At 40.0% G+C, this 13,626-nt stretch carries 17 protein-coding genes and 6 tRNA genes; 19 read left to right on the plus strand and 4 right to left on the minus strand.

Annotated features, from left to right (window positions below; all coding sequences use genetic code 11):
• The first annotated feature begins 52 nt into the window (after window positions 1-52).
• From IMZ31_RS21370 to IMZ31_RS21440, 15 genes are all read left to right on the plus strand, one after another.
• Complete coding sequence (locus IMZ31_RS21370) at window positions 53-586, plus strand: ReoY family proteolytic degradation factor (RefSeq protein ID WP_207531563.1); 534 nt, start codon at window positions 53-55, stop codon at window positions 584-586.
• Window positions 587-848: 262 nt separating this feature from the next.
• Window positions 849-1,493, plus strand: coding sequence for a CBS domain-containing protein (locus tag IMZ31_RS21375; protein WP_207531564.1), 645 nt, complete (start codon window positions 849-851; stop codon window positions 1,491-1,493).
• A gap of 298 nt (window positions 1,494-1,791) precedes the next feature.
• Window positions 1,792-1,998 carry a hypothetical protein gene (locus IMZ31_RS21380; protein ID WP_207531565.1) on the plus strand — a complete coding sequence of 69 codons (207 nt, stop codon included), beginning with the start codon at window positions 1,792-1,794 and terminating at the stop codon, window positions 1,996-1,998.
• A 12-nt stretch (window positions 1,999-2,010) separates the two neighbouring features.
• Window positions 2,011-3,126 carry an FIST signal transduction protein gene (locus IMZ31_RS21385; protein WP_207531566.1) on the plus strand — a complete coding sequence of 372 codons (1,116 nt, stop codon included), beginning with the start codon at window positions 2,011-2,013 and terminating at the stop codon, window positions 3,124-3,126.
• Between the two features lie 96 nt (window positions 3,127-3,222).
• On the plus strand, window positions 3,223-4,203 hold the full coding sequence (locus IMZ31_RS24685; protein ID WP_207530472.1) for a methyl-accepting chemotaxis protein: 981 nt from the start codon (window positions 3,223-3,225) through the stop codon (window positions 4,201-4,203).
• On the plus strand, window positions 4,200-4,601 hold the full coding sequence (locus IMZ31_RS21395) for a hypothetical protein (RefSeq protein ID WP_207530473.1): 402 nt from the start codon (window positions 4,200-4,202) through the stop codon (window positions 4,599-4,601). The genes IMZ31_RS24685 and IMZ31_RS21395 overlap by 4 nt, the downstream gene beginning before the upstream one ends.
• 112 nt (window positions 4,602-4,713) lie before the next feature.
• Window positions 4,714-5,187, plus strand: a complete 474-nt coding sequence (locus IMZ31_RS21400) for a hypothetical protein (protein ID WP_207530474.1) — start codon at window positions 4,714-4,716, stop codon at window positions 5,185-5,187.
• Window positions 5,188-5,254: 67 nt separating this feature from the next.
• Window positions 5,255-5,331: transfer RNA gene (locus IMZ31_RS21405), tRNA-Ile, on the plus strand.
• A 26-nt stretch (window positions 5,332-5,357) separates the two neighbouring features.
• Window positions 5,358-5,434: transfer RNA gene (locus IMZ31_RS21410), tRNA-Arg, on the plus strand.
• Window positions 5,435-5,442: 8 nt separating this feature from the next.
• Window positions 5,443-5,517: transfer RNA gene (locus IMZ31_RS21415), tRNA-Arg, on the plus strand.
• Window positions 5,518-5,522: 5 nt separating this feature from the next.
• A tRNA-Leu gene (locus tag IMZ31_RS21420) sits at window positions 5,523-5,606 on the plus strand.
• An 11-nt stretch (window positions 5,607-5,617) separates the two neighbouring features.
• Window positions 5,618-5,694 (plus strand) — tRNA-Met (locus IMZ31_RS21425).
• Between the two features lie 11 nt (window positions 5,695-5,705).
• Window positions 5,706-5,778 (plus strand) — tRNA-Thr (locus IMZ31_RS21430).
• Window positions 5,779-5,963: 185 nt separating this feature from the next.
• A complete protein-coding gene (locus IMZ31_RS21435) occupies window positions 5,964-6,131 on the plus strand; it encodes a hypothetical protein (protein ID WP_207530475.1) in 168 nt (55 codons plus the stop codon).
• A gap of 115 nt (window positions 6,132-6,246) precedes the next feature.
• Window positions 6,247-6,684 (plus strand): hypothetical protein, encoded by a 438-nt coding sequence (locus tag IMZ31_RS21440; RefSeq protein WP_207530476.1) that lies wholly within the window; start codon window positions 6,247-6,249, stop codon window positions 6,682-6,684.
• A 20-nt stretch (window positions 6,685-6,704) separates the two neighbouring features.
• On the opposite strand, the gene IMZ31_RS21445 is transcribed toward IMZ31_RS21440, so the two are convergent.
• The 3 genes from IMZ31_RS21445 to IMZ31_RS21455 all read right to left on the minus strand — a co-directional run bounded on the left by IMZ31_RS21445 (window position 6,705) and on the right by IMZ31_RS21455 (window position 10,117).
• Window positions 6,705-7,841, minus strand: coding sequence for a replication initiation protein (locus IMZ31_RS21445; protein ID WP_207530477.1), 1,137 nt, complete (start codon window positions 7,839-7,841; stop codon window positions 6,705-6,707).
• A 693-nt stretch (window positions 7,842-8,534) separates the two neighbouring features.
• Window positions 8,535-8,714, minus strand: a complete 180-nt coding sequence (locus IMZ31_RS21450; protein ID WP_207530478.1) for a hypothetical protein — start codon at window positions 8,712-8,714, stop codon at window positions 8,535-8,537.
• Window positions 8,715-9,043: 329 nt separating this feature from the next.
• Window positions 9,044-10,117, minus strand: a complete 1,074-nt coding sequence (locus IMZ31_RS21455) for an RNA-guided endonuclease InsQ/TnpB family protein (protein WP_207530479.1) — start codon at window positions 10,115-10,117, stop codon at window positions 9,044-9,046.
• Window positions 10,118-10,244: 127 nt separating this feature from the next.
• Here IMZ31_RS21455 and IMZ31_RS21460 point away from each other — a divergent pair, with 127 nt between their 5' ends.
• Both IMZ31_RS21460 and IMZ31_RS21465 read left to right on the plus strand, forming a co-directional pair.
• The gene (locus IMZ31_RS21460; protein ID WP_207530480.1) at window positions 10,245-10,442 is read left to right on the plus strand and encodes a hypothetical protein; all 198 of its coding nucleotides are present in this window, start codon (window positions 10,245-10,247) and stop codon (window positions 10,440-10,442) included.
• Between the two features lie 51 nt (window positions 10,443-10,493).
• Window positions 10,494-11,015 (plus strand): ribonuclease H-like YkuK family protein, encoded by a 522-nt coding sequence (locus IMZ31_RS21465; protein WP_207530481.1) that lies wholly within the window; start codon window positions 10,494-10,496, stop codon window positions 11,013-11,015.
• Window positions 11,016-11,031: 16 nt separating this feature from the next.
• On the opposite strand, the gene IMZ31_RS21470 is transcribed toward IMZ31_RS21465, so the two are convergent.
• Window positions 11,032-11,466, minus strand: coding sequence for a hypothetical protein (locus IMZ31_RS21470; protein ID WP_207530482.1), 435 nt, complete (start codon window positions 11,464-11,466; stop codon window positions 11,032-11,034).
• Between the two features lie 105 nt (window positions 11,467-11,571).
• Between IMZ31_RS21470 and IMZ31_RS21475 the strand changes: the two genes are divergently transcribed.
• Entirely contained in the window at window positions 11,572-11,889 is a 318-nt protein-coding gene (locus IMZ31_RS21475; protein ID WP_207530483.1) for a hypothetical protein, read from the plus strand.
• 95 nt (window positions 11,890-11,984) lie between these two features.
• Window positions 11,985-13,406, plus strand: a complete 1,422-nt coding sequence (locus tag IMZ31_RS21480; protein ID WP_207530484.1) for a hypothetical protein — start codon at window positions 11,985-11,987, stop codon at window positions 13,404-13,406.
• Window positions 13,407-13,626: the final 220 nt, after the last annotated feature.

The following is a 13,626-nucleotide window of genomic DNA, read 5'->3' on the forward strand; positions in this document are numbered from 1 at the left end:
TTTGCTGGGCGATGTGCTACAATACGTAAAATATCAGAAGAGGGGCGAAGCCATGAAAATTACGATTGAGGATAAAAAAGGCTTCATTCGCTGGTTTCTTAACCACCATAAAATGAAAAGACGCGAAGGGAATTGGATGCTCGCATATTTTTTAAATCATGAATCCATGTTAGAGCGGGTTCACTTCGTAAGAGACGCGCGTTTATACAAAAGAGGAATCGTTATATCGGCTCACGGATGTGCTGGGGAACCTTTTTGTTATTACAAGGATCAAGAAATCATTAAAGATGCGGAAGAAGGGTTTCATGATGTTCGTTTGAATCGGGATGATGCGTATTATATTCAATTGAATTTCAAAAACAGCATCCGTAATGATAAGTATGCATATATATTGGAAGAGGATGAATCCACCTCGGAGAATCCATTTAAGGATGAAGATGAAAAAGTAGCTGAGCATTTCCTGATGGCTTTGGTTCAACAAAAGCAGATGGAGGAACTGAAAAAAGAAATTGATCAAGCTTTGGAGAATCGGGACCAAGAACAGTTCTTATTCCTTGCAAATAGAATGAAAAACCTCTCGTGTTGAGGGGTTTTTCATTGCATCGATCATGCAGTCGTCAGAGTTACGTCATTGCATCAATAATGCAAACAATTCAAAAGGGGCTTCTTATCTTGTTTGCGGTTTTTATTCATCGCGCTATATTTGTGGATGATTAAACCGAAAACGGGTGTCTCGATTTTTGCCCCCCTTGTACGATGGCTGGGGAGAAAAACGATACAAATCATTACGGTTGCGAAAAGCGTGTGTATAATGTGTAAGGTCCAAATTATAAAGGGGGTACAAGGAAATGATAGTCAAAAATAATTATGTTCTGAAAGATGATGTTGTTAGTGTTAGAGAAACTACATCACTACAAAAAGCTTTAGGAATCATTGAAACATCCAATTATCGATGCATTCCCATTTTAGATAAAAAAGGGAAAAAATATGTTGGGATGTTATTTCACAAGCATATTGAAACCTATCTAAGTAATTCATACAGACAAGGTAAGGAACCAGATATGGGAGTGGAATGTGCGTTCCTTGCTGCTGAAAAAAAGGCGATTGTTGAAGAAGAGAGTTCGTTTCAAAAGGCGTTAAGTACCGTGAAACGGCTCCCTTTTGTGGCTGTGGTGGACGAAAAAGGGTGCTTTGCAGGCATTTTAACACACAACAAAGTATTTGAAATTTTAGAGCAATCGCTTGGACTGCACTCGGGGAATCTTTTGTACACCTTGGCATGCCCAGAAACGATCGGTTCCTTGTATGAGCTAACCAAGATTTTGAAAAAGTTAAACATTAACATTGAAGGCATGACCACTCTTGATGATGGGAGTCGTTTTGTTCGACGAGTTATGTTTGCTGTGATGACCCTGGATAAGACCAGGAAGGAAACTCTTAAGAGAAAATTGGATGAGAAAGGGTTTAGAATCATCCACATTGAATCGATATGAATACTCCCCCACTAAATCAAAGATTTTGAAGGGGTACTCTGGGTTATGTATGATAGATATAAAAAGCCGAAAAGGCTTTTTTTTGTTTTATCATTCACGCAGTGTTGCATAGGTTATTGAATCAATAACTCACGCATAAGGGTTTACGTTGCTAGGGAAGTACAGTAAACCGTTTCAGTCCTTTACTTTTTGCTCACCTGTCGAAAGTAAAGGACTGTTTTTAGGGTTTCATTACATAAGAGGAAACGATTTAGATGAGTAGAACTAATCATAGGGAACAGAAAAGGGAGGGAATCGTATGGCTGGAAAAGTAAAAAAGGCGATAGAGCAAATTATAACAGAAAATGCAAAAGGAGACTCTTTATTAGAAGAAATGACGAAAACCAAGATCATCATGAAGGGCATTAATCCTAGGTTGTATGATGTACACACAGAAGATGACCCTGAAGTGTTAGGCAAGCTTCAAGACTTAGCTCACAATTTAGGGGTAACGATTACAAAATAAAGGAGGGGTCATATGTTATCAAAACAACTAGTCTCACATAAAGAAGATCCAAAAAGCATTGCTAATGATTTGAAGGGACAACTGGGGAATGACATACCGAAAGCACTGTTGGTATTTTCATCCTGGAGTCATGACCACGGAAGTTTGATTAAGGAGCTCGAGGGGGCTTTTCCTTGTTCGACCGTTTTTGGTTGCAGTTCATACGGGGAGTATATACAGGGGTCCTACTTCAAAAACTCAACGGTTGTTATGGCTTTGGGTGATGAATTAATTGAGGATATATCCGTGGAAGTCATTGAAGATGTACATAAGGATTTAAAAACAAAGACGAAAAATGCTTTTCGTTCATTTGAAAACCATTATGGAGAAGCGTCAAACCGAATGAACTTACATACCTACGTCGGAATGGTTTTAGTGGATTGGTGTATGATTGAAGAAAAAGTGATGGAACACATAGGGGATTATACAAACGTCGTATTTGTTGGCGGGACGAGTGCTGATAAAGATTTTGTCGATTTCAAAGAACACAGTGTTTTCGCTCAAGGGAAGGCTTTTCGGGACTCAGCTGTATTGGTGCTGATGAAGCCTAAGCGGCCATTTGAAATTATTAAAACCCAAAGCTTTCGTGTGTTAAATGAGAAGCTGATGGCCACGAAAGTGGATGAAGAAAAACGTTTAGTTCATGAATTCAACGGAAAGCCAGCGCTTGAGGAATATGCCAGGGCCCTGAACGTTGATGTTTCTGAAGCAGAGAATTACTTCTGGACAAATCCAGTTGGAATCGTCGTTACCGATCACCCGTTTGTTCGAAGCCCGATACCAGGCGGGGAAGATGGCAGCATTATGTTTTGCTGTAATATCCTAAAGGATATGGATGCTCATTTGTTGGAAGAGACAGAAATTGTCGATGAAACAGATGCGCTTATTAAACGGATCAATAAAAAGCAAGATATTACAGCGTTGATTCAGTTCAACTGTTCTGCTAGAACCATTGAACTTGAGAATCGCGATTTGATTCATGAGTATGCGAACATTTTCAACCACGTTCCTCACGTAGGAATATCTTGTTTTGGAGAATCGTACATTGCTCATATTAATCAATCCGCGACCATGCTAGTCTTCCGTTAAACAGAGGAACTGCCTCTGTTTTTTTGTGGGGATAAAAACTTGAGCTATGAAACGGAAGTGTGGTAGATCGTGTATAGAAAATGAAGGAGGGGTCCCATGAAAGGGAAAGTGGGGATGTATGTCACAACATCATGCTTATTCATTGCAGTCTCTTCTCTCTTTGCTTCCTTTCTGATAACCCTTTTGTTAGGAGTGATTAGTATTCTTTTGTGGGTTACGCTTGATGCAAAGAAGAAGAATACTGTTTTAATGGAAGAGGTGGAGGAGCTACAACGTGTGAACAGAAAAAGGGAAAGTGAGAATGAGAAGCTTTTGACAGAGACGAAGAGTAAATATGAAAACAAGGAAAAGGAGATTAAGAGGCTCTTAAATGAACATAAAGGAAAAATAGAGGGCGATGTTGTTGTAGATTGGGTGAAGTTTCGCTTCCCCGATCTCCCAAAAATAAAAGAGGAAAACCAAACGCATGAAGATACAAGATTAAGTGAATACATCGCTCAAGTTGTGAAACAAACAAATAATGTAGCGATGTCTTCTAACGAAACATCCGATCATATGAAAGTATTAAACAAGCAAGCAGGAAACATCCATGACATTATACAGGTTATTCAGAGTGTAGCAGAAAGGACTAATTTACTTGCCTTAAACGCTTCGATAGAGGCAGCAAGGGCTGGGGAACAAGGGAAGGGGTTTACAGTTGTGGCAAATGAAGTGAAAAAATTAGCGGATCAGACTCAGACAAACGTAGCCAAAATCGCATCTATTATTGAAAACATGAATGATTCCATCGGAAAAACCAATTCATCCATGACGCAATTAGAGCATGACACCGAGAAAAGCATGTCTATTATCCTGTCATTGGGAGAAGCGGGTCTAAAGGCAGAACAAACGATTGAGTTGCTCCATAAGGAAAATAGGGAAAACGTTCAAGAAATGCGTGATCTGTTGCATGCATACGCAAACGATCTGGAAGACAGTTATGAGGAATGGAAAAGACAAACGGGAGAGCAAGAAGGAGGATGGATGGAACGACAAGGGCGATACAAAAAAATGCTTGAGGAGGTGGAACGGTTGTGAATGAATGGAAAAACCATGTCGTTCTTGGACACCAGTATTTGGAATTATACTTGTTTATGGATTACGGGATTAACCTTATAGAGAAATGGTGTAAAGGGAAGGATTCTGCGGGCATCCAAAAGGATATGGATGAGTTTTTGTTCTTTTTTCAAGACGAAAAAGAAAAAACAAGGTCCCTTGCACAAAGATGGGATTTCGACAAAAAGGATATGGATGAATTAGACGAAACGTTAGATGCTATGCAAAGAGTGGTGTATCAATACTGGGCATACGTGGATGAAGAACAGTTTACAAAAAACAAAGAAAAAGCTGCAATTCTCTTGCGTGAGACCATTACAATATGTGAACGAACGATTCGTAATTATTATCAAATGCATTTTAAAGTCATGGATTCATAACCCTGGAAAGGGTTTTTTGTACGCATATGGCGCATATGTTTACCCGAGGTATTCCCTTTTTTTCATTCTGGTTCTACAATACATTAGAAGAAGAAGAAGAGGAGGAATTGATATGATCGAATGGAACGTTACCTCAGACCTTGAGCCTGGATTAAAGGAAGCGGTTACCAAGATGGTTGGTTTCATGTTGTCTCATGAAGTTCATTCCATATCATTTTCGCTGTACGGTTTTTATCGGTACGAGTTCCTGATTAAAAAGAACAGGGAAAAATATGAAGTTTTTTTAATAGAAGAAGAGCCAACCGTGCCTGATTTCTTGACAGGTGGAGAATTGAAAGATTACCAGGAAGAAGTTCGTTGGCATCGGGATAAAACCAATATTCAGTGTAAGGACATTCATGTTAAACAGGAAATAGAAGAAAGTATGAAAAAAAGGGTAATGCCTCTTATAGAGTCGTTCTTAGGGGTATGGGAAATGTGTAATGGAGCGGAAGTGAATGATATTGAAATTCAAACTCAAAACGAAGACATTTGTTTGCACTATGAAGAATATGAAGGCATTTTTGTAAAAATAGAAAAAATATAATCATTTCCTCTAGTCTACTCAAATGGAATCGTCTACAATATGAACGCTTATAAATGATTCGAATAATGGACCCATAGCTCAGCTGGTTAGAGCAATCGGCTCATAACCGATCGGTCGCAGGTTCGAGTCCTGCTGGGTCCACCATTGATGCAAAACTGATTCATTTTATTGTGCCAGTAGCTCAGCTGGATAGAGCAACAGCCTTCTAAGCTGTGGGTCGGGGGTTCGAATCCCTTCTGGCGCGCCATATGTTTTGCCCACGTAGTGTAAAGGATAACACATGAGATTTCGGCTCTCAGAATATGGGTTCGATTCCTGTCGTGGGCGCCAGCTTTGCCGATGTGGCGGAATGGCAGACGCGCTCGACTCAAAATCGAGTGTCTTCGGACGTGTGGGTTCGAATCCCACCATCGGTACCATTTTATCATATCGCGGGGTAGAGCAGTCTGGTAGCTCGTCGGGCTCATAACCCGAAGGTCGCAGGTTCAAATCCTGTCCCCGCAACCATTTTCAATTACGCTCCCATAGCTCAGTCGGTAGAGCACTTCCATGGTAAGGAAGAGGTCGGCGGTTCGAACCCGTCTGTGAGCGTCGCTTATATGACAGCGTTCTCAAATAAAGTCGTTGTTCTTGTAAATAATTGCGAAAAAGTAGATTTATTTATCTTTTAATGATAAGTAAATCTACTTTTTTCTGTCAGAATCGTATAAAAATCTAGTTTTTCCAACAACTTCTTTGTATAATATTAGGAGATGCATATAGGGAGGAAGAAAAACATGGTTTTCATATGTGCAAACGAAAATCAAAATGAACTCAAACGTTTAGTAGATGAAATTACAGCGGCAATCGGTATACCCCTTATGATAATGGGGTCATGTATCTATACAACATCAAAAGATTATGTGGAACAAGCATTACGGGTTCTTGTCAACTACCCCCACTAAATCAGAGATTCGGAAGGGGTCTCCTTCGCTAACGACGATGAAATAAAGGGGTTTTTCATCAAAAAAAGCCAAAATCATGGTATAGTACCCCAAACACTTATAGGGGGAATTACTTATGTACAAAGATCTCTCCGATTCGAAACGCCAGGAAATTGAAGGGAGACTTTCCTTTCTTGCTCCGCATCAAATAAGGGAACTCGAGAGTGTGTATGGCGAGGAAATCGCCTCTTCGACAAGCGCGGTTGAATTAGGGTCTATGAATCCTAAAAGTGCTGTTGCTGGGTCTGCTATCTTAGGTGGATCGGTTCTCGGTGGGCTAAGTCTTATGTTATCCAACATGGGGATCCCCACGCCGCTTGATGAAATGTTCGCGTTCTTTCAACAAACGTGGATGTTTATCAAGTTTCACGCTGTTTCCTTCTTATTTGATTGGGTCATTGCCTGCTTAAAGGTGATCGGTCTTGGAGTTGCTGGAGTTGGGGCTTATAAGTGCGCGAAGCCGATGGTTTTAAAAATCAACGGTAAAAAAGTCAGTACAGAACAAAAGCGATGAATCCCTTTATCGCTTTTTTCTTATTCAACCATATTTTCTAGTTCTTTCTTCAACTCTCTTTTTTCTCTTTCGATTTCCTCTTGTGTTTTCGGGGATGCGGGTTCATCAGACGGCGGGTCTTTCTTCTGTTCTAAAAACCAACCTGGAACAGGCGCATGATCAGAGGTAGCAGCGTCAACCGCGTGACCAGCCTCTTTTAATCCATAATACTCTTTCAGCTTGTGAATCAATAGGCCGATTGGTGTTGTTACGTTCGGCTGTTGGATCAAAGAATGAAAGGTTACATAAAGGTTGTGACGGGGATTGTCGTCCCAAATGTATTCCGACCATGCCACTAATTTTTTAAATGTAGCCTCCGTTAGTTGGTCTCCTGATGAGGATAAAAGGGAATTCATAGAACGATGAAGTTCGTCCTCATTTGGTTCCCCGCATTCGTCGCCTGAAGGTAACGTTTCGATTCTTGCGTTCGAAGTTCTAACGAGTTGAAAACGAATTCCAGAAACCTTTCTTCCGCTCTTTATCGTTTCGTATGTAAAAGAGATGTCCGTTTTTTGTTTCAATTCTTCTTTAGCAGGATTGAGGACGCGTTTCCTGAGGTTGTGAAATTCTTTGTATTTATCTTGTAGCCCCAATTGTTTTCTGAAGTCCGAGAGATTCACGGTCATCTCACCGATCCGATCCCATTTTTTCAAAAGCTCGTAGATCCGTATAGAAGAACCTCTTTTCAAAGCTAAGATGTTTTTCAACTTGTAAGAGGTGAATTCCCGTTTCAACTGTATTAAATAAGGTTTTAAGCGAGGATCAAAAGACATAAGAATTGTTCCCTCGTTGTGATCGTACTCTACATAAGAAATCCATCCCATCTGTTTTGTCTTTTGTCCGTCTTTGATCTCAAGAATTTTGGACATCAGGTTTTTCGTGATCGCCCTTAGTTCTGAATATTTAGGCGTACCTGTTTGACCAATTAATTCGCAAAACAGTTTTATAGGAAGCTTATACGTTTTAAAGTCCTGGTCATCTTTTCGGATTTCACTCACAAGGAACAATACGATTTTCTGTTCCGTCGTCGTCAAATGATAATTAGCTTCTACAAGTGCGTTAAGTTTCGTTACCACATTTTCCTCTTGTTTTTGTGCAATGAGATTACTCCCTGACATGTATGAACCTCCTTAATGCTTCTAAAGGAAGTTTAGCACACGAAGAGATTTTCGTACACAGAACCAAAAGTGTACGGGTTTCTTGTAATGTCTTTAACCATAAATGTACGGAGTTTATTCCTATGTCCGCCTGAAGTACTTCTGTATTAGAGTTTATAACCAAAAGTGTACGGAGTCGTTTCGATTTCTATGCAAAAAAGCTTCTGTATTTATCTTCATAACCAAAAATGTACGGGTTTCTTGTGGATTGTCTAACCAAAAGTGACGGAGTCCGTTTCGATTTCTATGCAAAACGCTTCAATATTTGTATTGATAACCAAAAGTGTATGGGTTTTTGAATCGTTGTAACCAAAAATGTACGGGTATAAAGCGGAAAAACATAGAGGGGGCCATCCGTAATCAAAACGGGAAAAGGATAACCAAAAAAGTACGGGTTACATGCCTGCAACCAAATTTGTACGCTTTTTAACCAAAATGGTACGGGTGTTGCACCAAAAGGATACGGGTGTTGCACCATTTCTGTACGGGTTTCTAACCAGAACTGTACAAGGAAACCACCAAACTTGTACGGGAATCAACTTCAAAACCTACGGGAGACAAGGGGTTTAAAGTTCCGAAAACAACAAAACAATAAAACGGTGTAAAACAAGGAAAAACACCAAAACAAGGGTTTGATTATCCGTACATTTTTGGTTATTCCTTTTTGAATACAGGGATGACTCTTTTAAAAATATGGACGGACACCGCTATCAGTAAGGATAGTGTCGCAACATTTGCTAGTACATGGTCTGTATAATAAAAAAGATACGAAGCGAGCGACGTCGAACAAAAAAGCAGTGTTCCGTATATAAGAAGGCGAAGGCCTTTTGACATGTCTATTCCTCCTGTGATCCGTATTGGGTAACGATATAGTGTACGCCAAGAACGAAATAGTTATGAGAACAAATCTTTTTCTAGATCATTGTATTGCCTTTTCCTTCTTAATCGCGTGACATCCTCACGGGGTTAAAACCCCATGCATCCTGCAAGGATCTAAGGAAGTCTCTTACTCCTTCGGAATAAAGCAGTGTTTTTCTGCTTTACAGTTGTTCTGTTTCCAACCCGAATTCAACGTAGAGACCACAGGCCGTGTCACGCGGCCCTCCCAGCTCGGATTATACCGTCTGGGCACCCAGTCTATCACCAGAAAACTGGCTACACCGCTAGGCTCGTGCGATATTATGACTTGCGTTTAAATCAGCGTGCGAGGCGTACCCACAAGAACGACACTTAAATCGATCTCTCGATCGATTTTTCTTTTCAGCATGACCACATGCAGAACACGTCTGACTCGTTTTGTACGGGTCGATATCCGTTACGGTTATGCCGTATTTCGAGGCGCACTCCCTAATAAACTGTTTAAGCTGATAAAATGCCCAGGAGTGGATGGTACGATCGCTTCGTTTGGTCGACTTGCACGTTTTTCGTATGTCATCTAATTTCTCAAGTTTAATTACAGGGTTTTCAAACTGAAGGGAAAACAACACAATATCACGGGCTAATTGACGGTTAAAGTTCGTCATCCAACGCTTTTCTTTTTGACCTACGCGTTTAACGGCACGCAGTGCCTTCTTTTTACTTAACGAACGGCGCAGGGAACGAAAATGACGTCGTTTAAACCCAACTTCTTTCCCGCTGAAAAACTGACGTTTTCCACTGGTTGGTTCGGAAACAACAGCCAAATGACGAAGACCTACATCGACACCAATCGGTGTCTGTTGATCTCTGCCCATTCCATCAATTGGAGTGGCCATTTCAATCGGGATCGCTACATACCATTTCTTTCCCTTTCGGAATAGCTGCAAGGTCTTTCGGATGCCTTTATACCCTTTCGTTAAAAAAGGGAAATAGGTCCGTACGGTTTCATTCTCGATCACAGGAAGTTGGAGTTTACCAAGGCCTGACGTGAAACTGACATACCATCTGCCTTTTTTCTCGACGGTATTCCAGTTCTGATTGTTTATAGAGATTGGAAGAGACGACTTAAAACGAGGGACTCGTTTAGCCAGCCCCTGCTTAACGTCTGAAAGGGCTTTTTTAGCCCGTCGGATGCTTTCGTTTTTAATCGCACTTTTAAGCGGACCAGGCACGTCTTTAGAGGACAACTTGGTCCCCTTTTGAAGTTCCCCAACAGACCAGTTTACGGCTTTGGAGTATTCCTTTTGATCCTTTAAAAACGTTTTATGCTTTTGTCTTGTTAGCTTTTTTAACTGGACGGTATAGGTTACAGTAGACATGATTTTCACCTCCTGTTCCTATTTTATGCAGAAACCAACAAGAATAACAGGCAAAATTCCCGATTCATCTCGGCTTTAAAAAACCGAGCTTTCTCGGTTGTGAACGTAAAAAAAGGGGCAGAATAGGATGGAGGATCAGACTTACATGTTGAGGGATCAACTTGCAGGGGCCCTGTTGGAGTTTGCAAACACTCCCCTTGATAAGAAAACAGCGCAGCGTATAGCAGAACAAGCACTAACAAACGTTTCATTTGAAAACGAGCAACTGGCTCATAAAGGTTTGAACTGGTTTGCGAAGGAACTGGTGAAAAGGTTGTCTCTATAAATTCTAGGAACCTCAGATTCTATTTGAAATACAATTAGAAGGGGGGATTAGATGGCGTCTGTTCAGTTTTATAACCTTACGAGAGACTGTATGTCGTTTGAAGATGTTGTTACCCACATTGTTGCTTTTATGAAGAAGGATCCGACTGGTGAATATAAGCTGATGGTGGGGACCGATTCGCAGGTTCATACCCACAACACACGATTTATAACAGGAGTCGTTATACAACGAATCGGAAAAGGGGCATGGGCTTGTGTTCGTAAGGTTAATGTTCCCAGGCAAATGAGAGCGCTCCATGAACGTATCTCACATGAAACTTCATTGACAGAAGAAGTGGCAGGGCTGTTCACCGAAGAGATCAAAGAACAACTCATTGCCATCGTGCTGCCTCATATCTATAAAGGGGCTTCGTTCTCCATTGAGGGACACATTGATATTGGTGAGGGGAAACGGAACAAAACAAGGGTCTTCGTGAATGAAATGGTTGGAAGAATCGAATCGTTAGGTATGGAGCCTGTCATTAAGCCTGAAGCCATTGTGGCCAGCAGCTATGCGAATAAATACACAAAATAAGCCCCTTATAAGGGGCTTATTTTTTGGTTTTATAGTATTCCAATTCCTGTTGTGTGCCAGATATAAGCATGTGCACTATCTCATTTGGACTTGCGTGAGTTTCCCGCTTCTCGACAGCTTGTTTGTTGGGGTGATCCAGGTGAATGATTACATCACACTGATATGGGGAGGGTTCTGCTGTAAAAAAAACGTCCCCGCGGCCGTAGCTTTGACGCAGGTGGTCACATGCTTCTTGTGAGGAGTGGTGAACCACCACGGACTTCCCCTCTTTCATACATGTGTTAATTTTTTGAAAGAGCAAATACTGAAGAGAGGATGTTTTGGATAAAAAAAGAGACGAGAGAACAGCATTCGTATCATCGGTCTGTTTCTGACGGTTTTGAAGTCTGAGGTACGAATGGTTTTCTTCTTCTGACAAACACACATAAAACTCGTGGATCTTAGCAGTCATGGTATACCACCCTTCTTTGTTTTACACAGTATACAAGGATTTTATGTCAAAAAAGGAGGGGGTATGAGAGAAAAAGACTATAATAACCAAAAGGGGGCGGGGCATTTGGGAATAAAGGTGAGGATCCATTACAATCGAAACGAAATGAAATGGACGGTTAAAACGTATAAAGGATGCCCTCGATATGAATGCGTGTGGGTCAAAAATGGTTGGGAAACAGAGGTTAAGCGAGAATCTAAAAGCAATCCCAGAGGGTTTGTTTTAACAACAGATGATAACATCGTGATCCTTACAAGAACAGAAGCTGAAAAGGTTAAAGAAAGAGCTAAAGGAAGGCTTACATATGACAAAGTAAACATGTGTTTTAATATGCAAAGAGGGGAAGAATTAATCTTCACAAAGGAAGGCGCTTTCATCATATGAAAGAAGTGGTGGTCTTTATTACCACTTCTTTTTTCTTATGCAAAGCTTCTGTGAATCTTGTATAATGAACATTATCAAAAGGGAGAGGTGATAATATGTCTGAAATCCCTAGTTATTTGGTTAAAGTTGTAAAAAATGAGTTAGGTAACACGTCTAATAGTATATTTGATAAATTGTTTGATGAGGACATTGAGGATCACATTAAACATTTGATTGTTCAGCAGTTCAAAGACAAGGACGCGAAAGAAGTTCGTTATAAAATCAACAAGGATGCGATCCAAAAAAATAAAAAACGCTGGTTCAACACCATTTCTAAAAGTGTGATGGAGGGCGATTCTAAAAGAACGGATATCGTCAAAGAAATGGAATTGGCCGAAAAATTTCTTACGATGTATGGGGAAGAAAAGTTTAAAACGTTTTACAATGCGGTCGATATAGATGATCTAAAAAGGATCCGATTAGAAGAAACGAGAGATTGGAAAGAGGATAAGGACAGTCGTTTAACCGAGTATCCTTTTTTCATGTATAAAACAAAAAAAGCGGCTCAAAATGCCTGGAATGCAGATGCTTCCATTGTCATTGCGGATGTTTTGTTAAATGAATTTAGCACTTCTAGCCTTCGAAACGTTATAAAAGGAGAAAATGACTCTGTCAGTCAGGGGATTTTCGCCCCCTATTCCAGAGAAAGCCCTGTTATTTCTGATGAAGGAATTGAATTAGACGGACAACCTTATTTAACAAGTGAATATAGCCCCGATGATGAATTTACGGTTAAAACCATGTATAAGAAAGATATGATTGAGAACGAGGATGTTGTTAAGTTTTATTTAAGGAAGTTAGATTCTACGGATCGAAAAATTTTTCAGTCTGTTCTTTCTTTCCGTAACATTGATTTTATTAGTGATCAGAAGATTTATATTGATAGCGGTCAAGTTGTTCGAGACATATTCAATGATACCTCTAAACAACGGTACGAGCGCGTTGAGCAAGGCCTTATTAAGATGGCGCATATCACATTTCATATCATTCAAGGAGATAATGGGTATAAAATCTTTCACTTATTTGACAAACTCGAAAGAACAGAAAATACAAATGAGTTTGTGGTAACCGTTAATGAAGACATCCAACAAGAGTTTATCAACAATCAGGTTACACATATGTATGGAGATAAACTGAATAAATTGAAACATGATTTATCCAATTTAATTATATTTCCTTTACAGAGAAGAAGGTTAAGTATGTTGAGAAGTGAGAATGAAACAACAATATTAACCTATTCGTTCTTTTGCCACCGCATGCAATTAAAACGTTCACGTAAAAGAGAAAACATGAAAAAGATCGAAGAATGCTTACAGGAGTTTGTGGACCGAGGGGTAACGGTGGAAAGTTTTCAAAGAAAAAATGAATACTTTTATATAAAATTCCTTCCTATACAAAACTATGAAATTGTAGATCTTTTAGGTGAAAACACTCAAATGATAGATACAGAACAAATGTCACTTGGATTTAATGAATAACCCTTCTTATGAAGAGGGTTATTTTTTTAGGTAAACAAGCGGGAATCCTCGGTATTTCGATGTCGAGAGGTTCACGTGAACTATGCGTAAATCAGAAAAATGTCTCCATTTTAGCGTATGAACTCTAAAAATGTCTCCGTTTTGGCGTATGAACTCTAAAAATGTCTCCATTTTAGCGTATGGGAGATGCGTAGGGATATCCAGAAACAAAATGTCTCCG

The sequence above is a fragment of the Pontibacillus sp. ALD_SL1 genome (assembly GCF_017355605.1).

Coding starts and splice junctions, on each gene's coding strand:
- IMZ31_RS21370 (WP_207531563.1), top strand. CDS start 53: ATGAAAATTACGATTGAGGATAAAAAAGGCTTCATTCGCTGGTTTCTT.
- IMZ31_RS21375 (WP_207531564.1), top strand. CDS start 849: ATGATAGTCAAAAATAATTATGTTCTGAAAGATGATGTTGTTAGTGTT.
- IMZ31_RS21380 (WP_207531565.1), top strand. CDS start 1,792: ATGGCTGGAAAAGTAAAAAAGGCGATAGAGCAAATTATAACAGAAAAT.
- IMZ31_RS21385 (WP_207531566.1), top strand. CDS start 2,011: ATGTTATCAAAACAACTAGTCTCACATAAAGAAGATCCAAAAAGCATT.
- IMZ31_RS24685 (WP_207530472.1), top strand. CDS start 3,223: ATGAAAGGGAAAGTGGGGATGTATGTCACAACATCATGCTTATTCATT.
- IMZ31_RS21400 (WP_207530474.1), top strand. CDS start 4,714: ATGATCGAATGGAACGTTACCTCAGACCTTGAGCCTGGATTAAAGGAA.
- IMZ31_RS21435 (WP_207530475.1), top strand. CDS start 5,964: ATGGTTTTCATATGTGCAAACGAAAATCAAAATGAACTCAAACGTTTA.
- IMZ31_RS21440 (WP_207530476.1), top strand. CDS start 6,247: ATGTACAAAGATCTCTCCGATTCGAAACGCCAGGAAATTGAAGGGAGA.
- IMZ31_RS21445 (WP_207530477.1), bottom strand. CDS start 7,841: ATGTCAGGGAGTAATCTCATTGCACAAAAACAAGAGGAAAATGTGGTA.
- IMZ31_RS21450 (WP_207530478.1), bottom strand. CDS start 8,714: ATGTCAAAAGGCCTTCGCCTTCTTATATACGGAACACTGCTTTTTTGT.
- IMZ31_RS21455 (WP_207530479.1), bottom strand. CDS start 10,117: ATGTCTACTGTAACCTATACCGTCCAGTTAAAAAAGCTAACAAGACAA.
- IMZ31_RS21460 (WP_207530480.1), top strand. CDS start 10,245: ATGGAGGATCAGACTTACATGTTGAGGGATCAACTTGCAGGGGCCCTG.
- IMZ31_RS21465 (WP_207530481.1), top strand. CDS start 10,494: ATGGCGTCTGTTCAGTTTTATAACCTTACGAGAGACTGTATGTCGTTT.
- IMZ31_RS21470 (WP_207530482.1), bottom strand. CDS start 11,466: ATGACTGCTAAGATCCACGAGTTTTATGTGTGTTTGTCAGAAGAAGAA.
- IMZ31_RS21480 (WP_207530484.1), top strand. CDS start 11,985: ATGTCTGAAATCCCTAGTTATTTGGTTAAAGTTGTAAAAAATGAGTTA.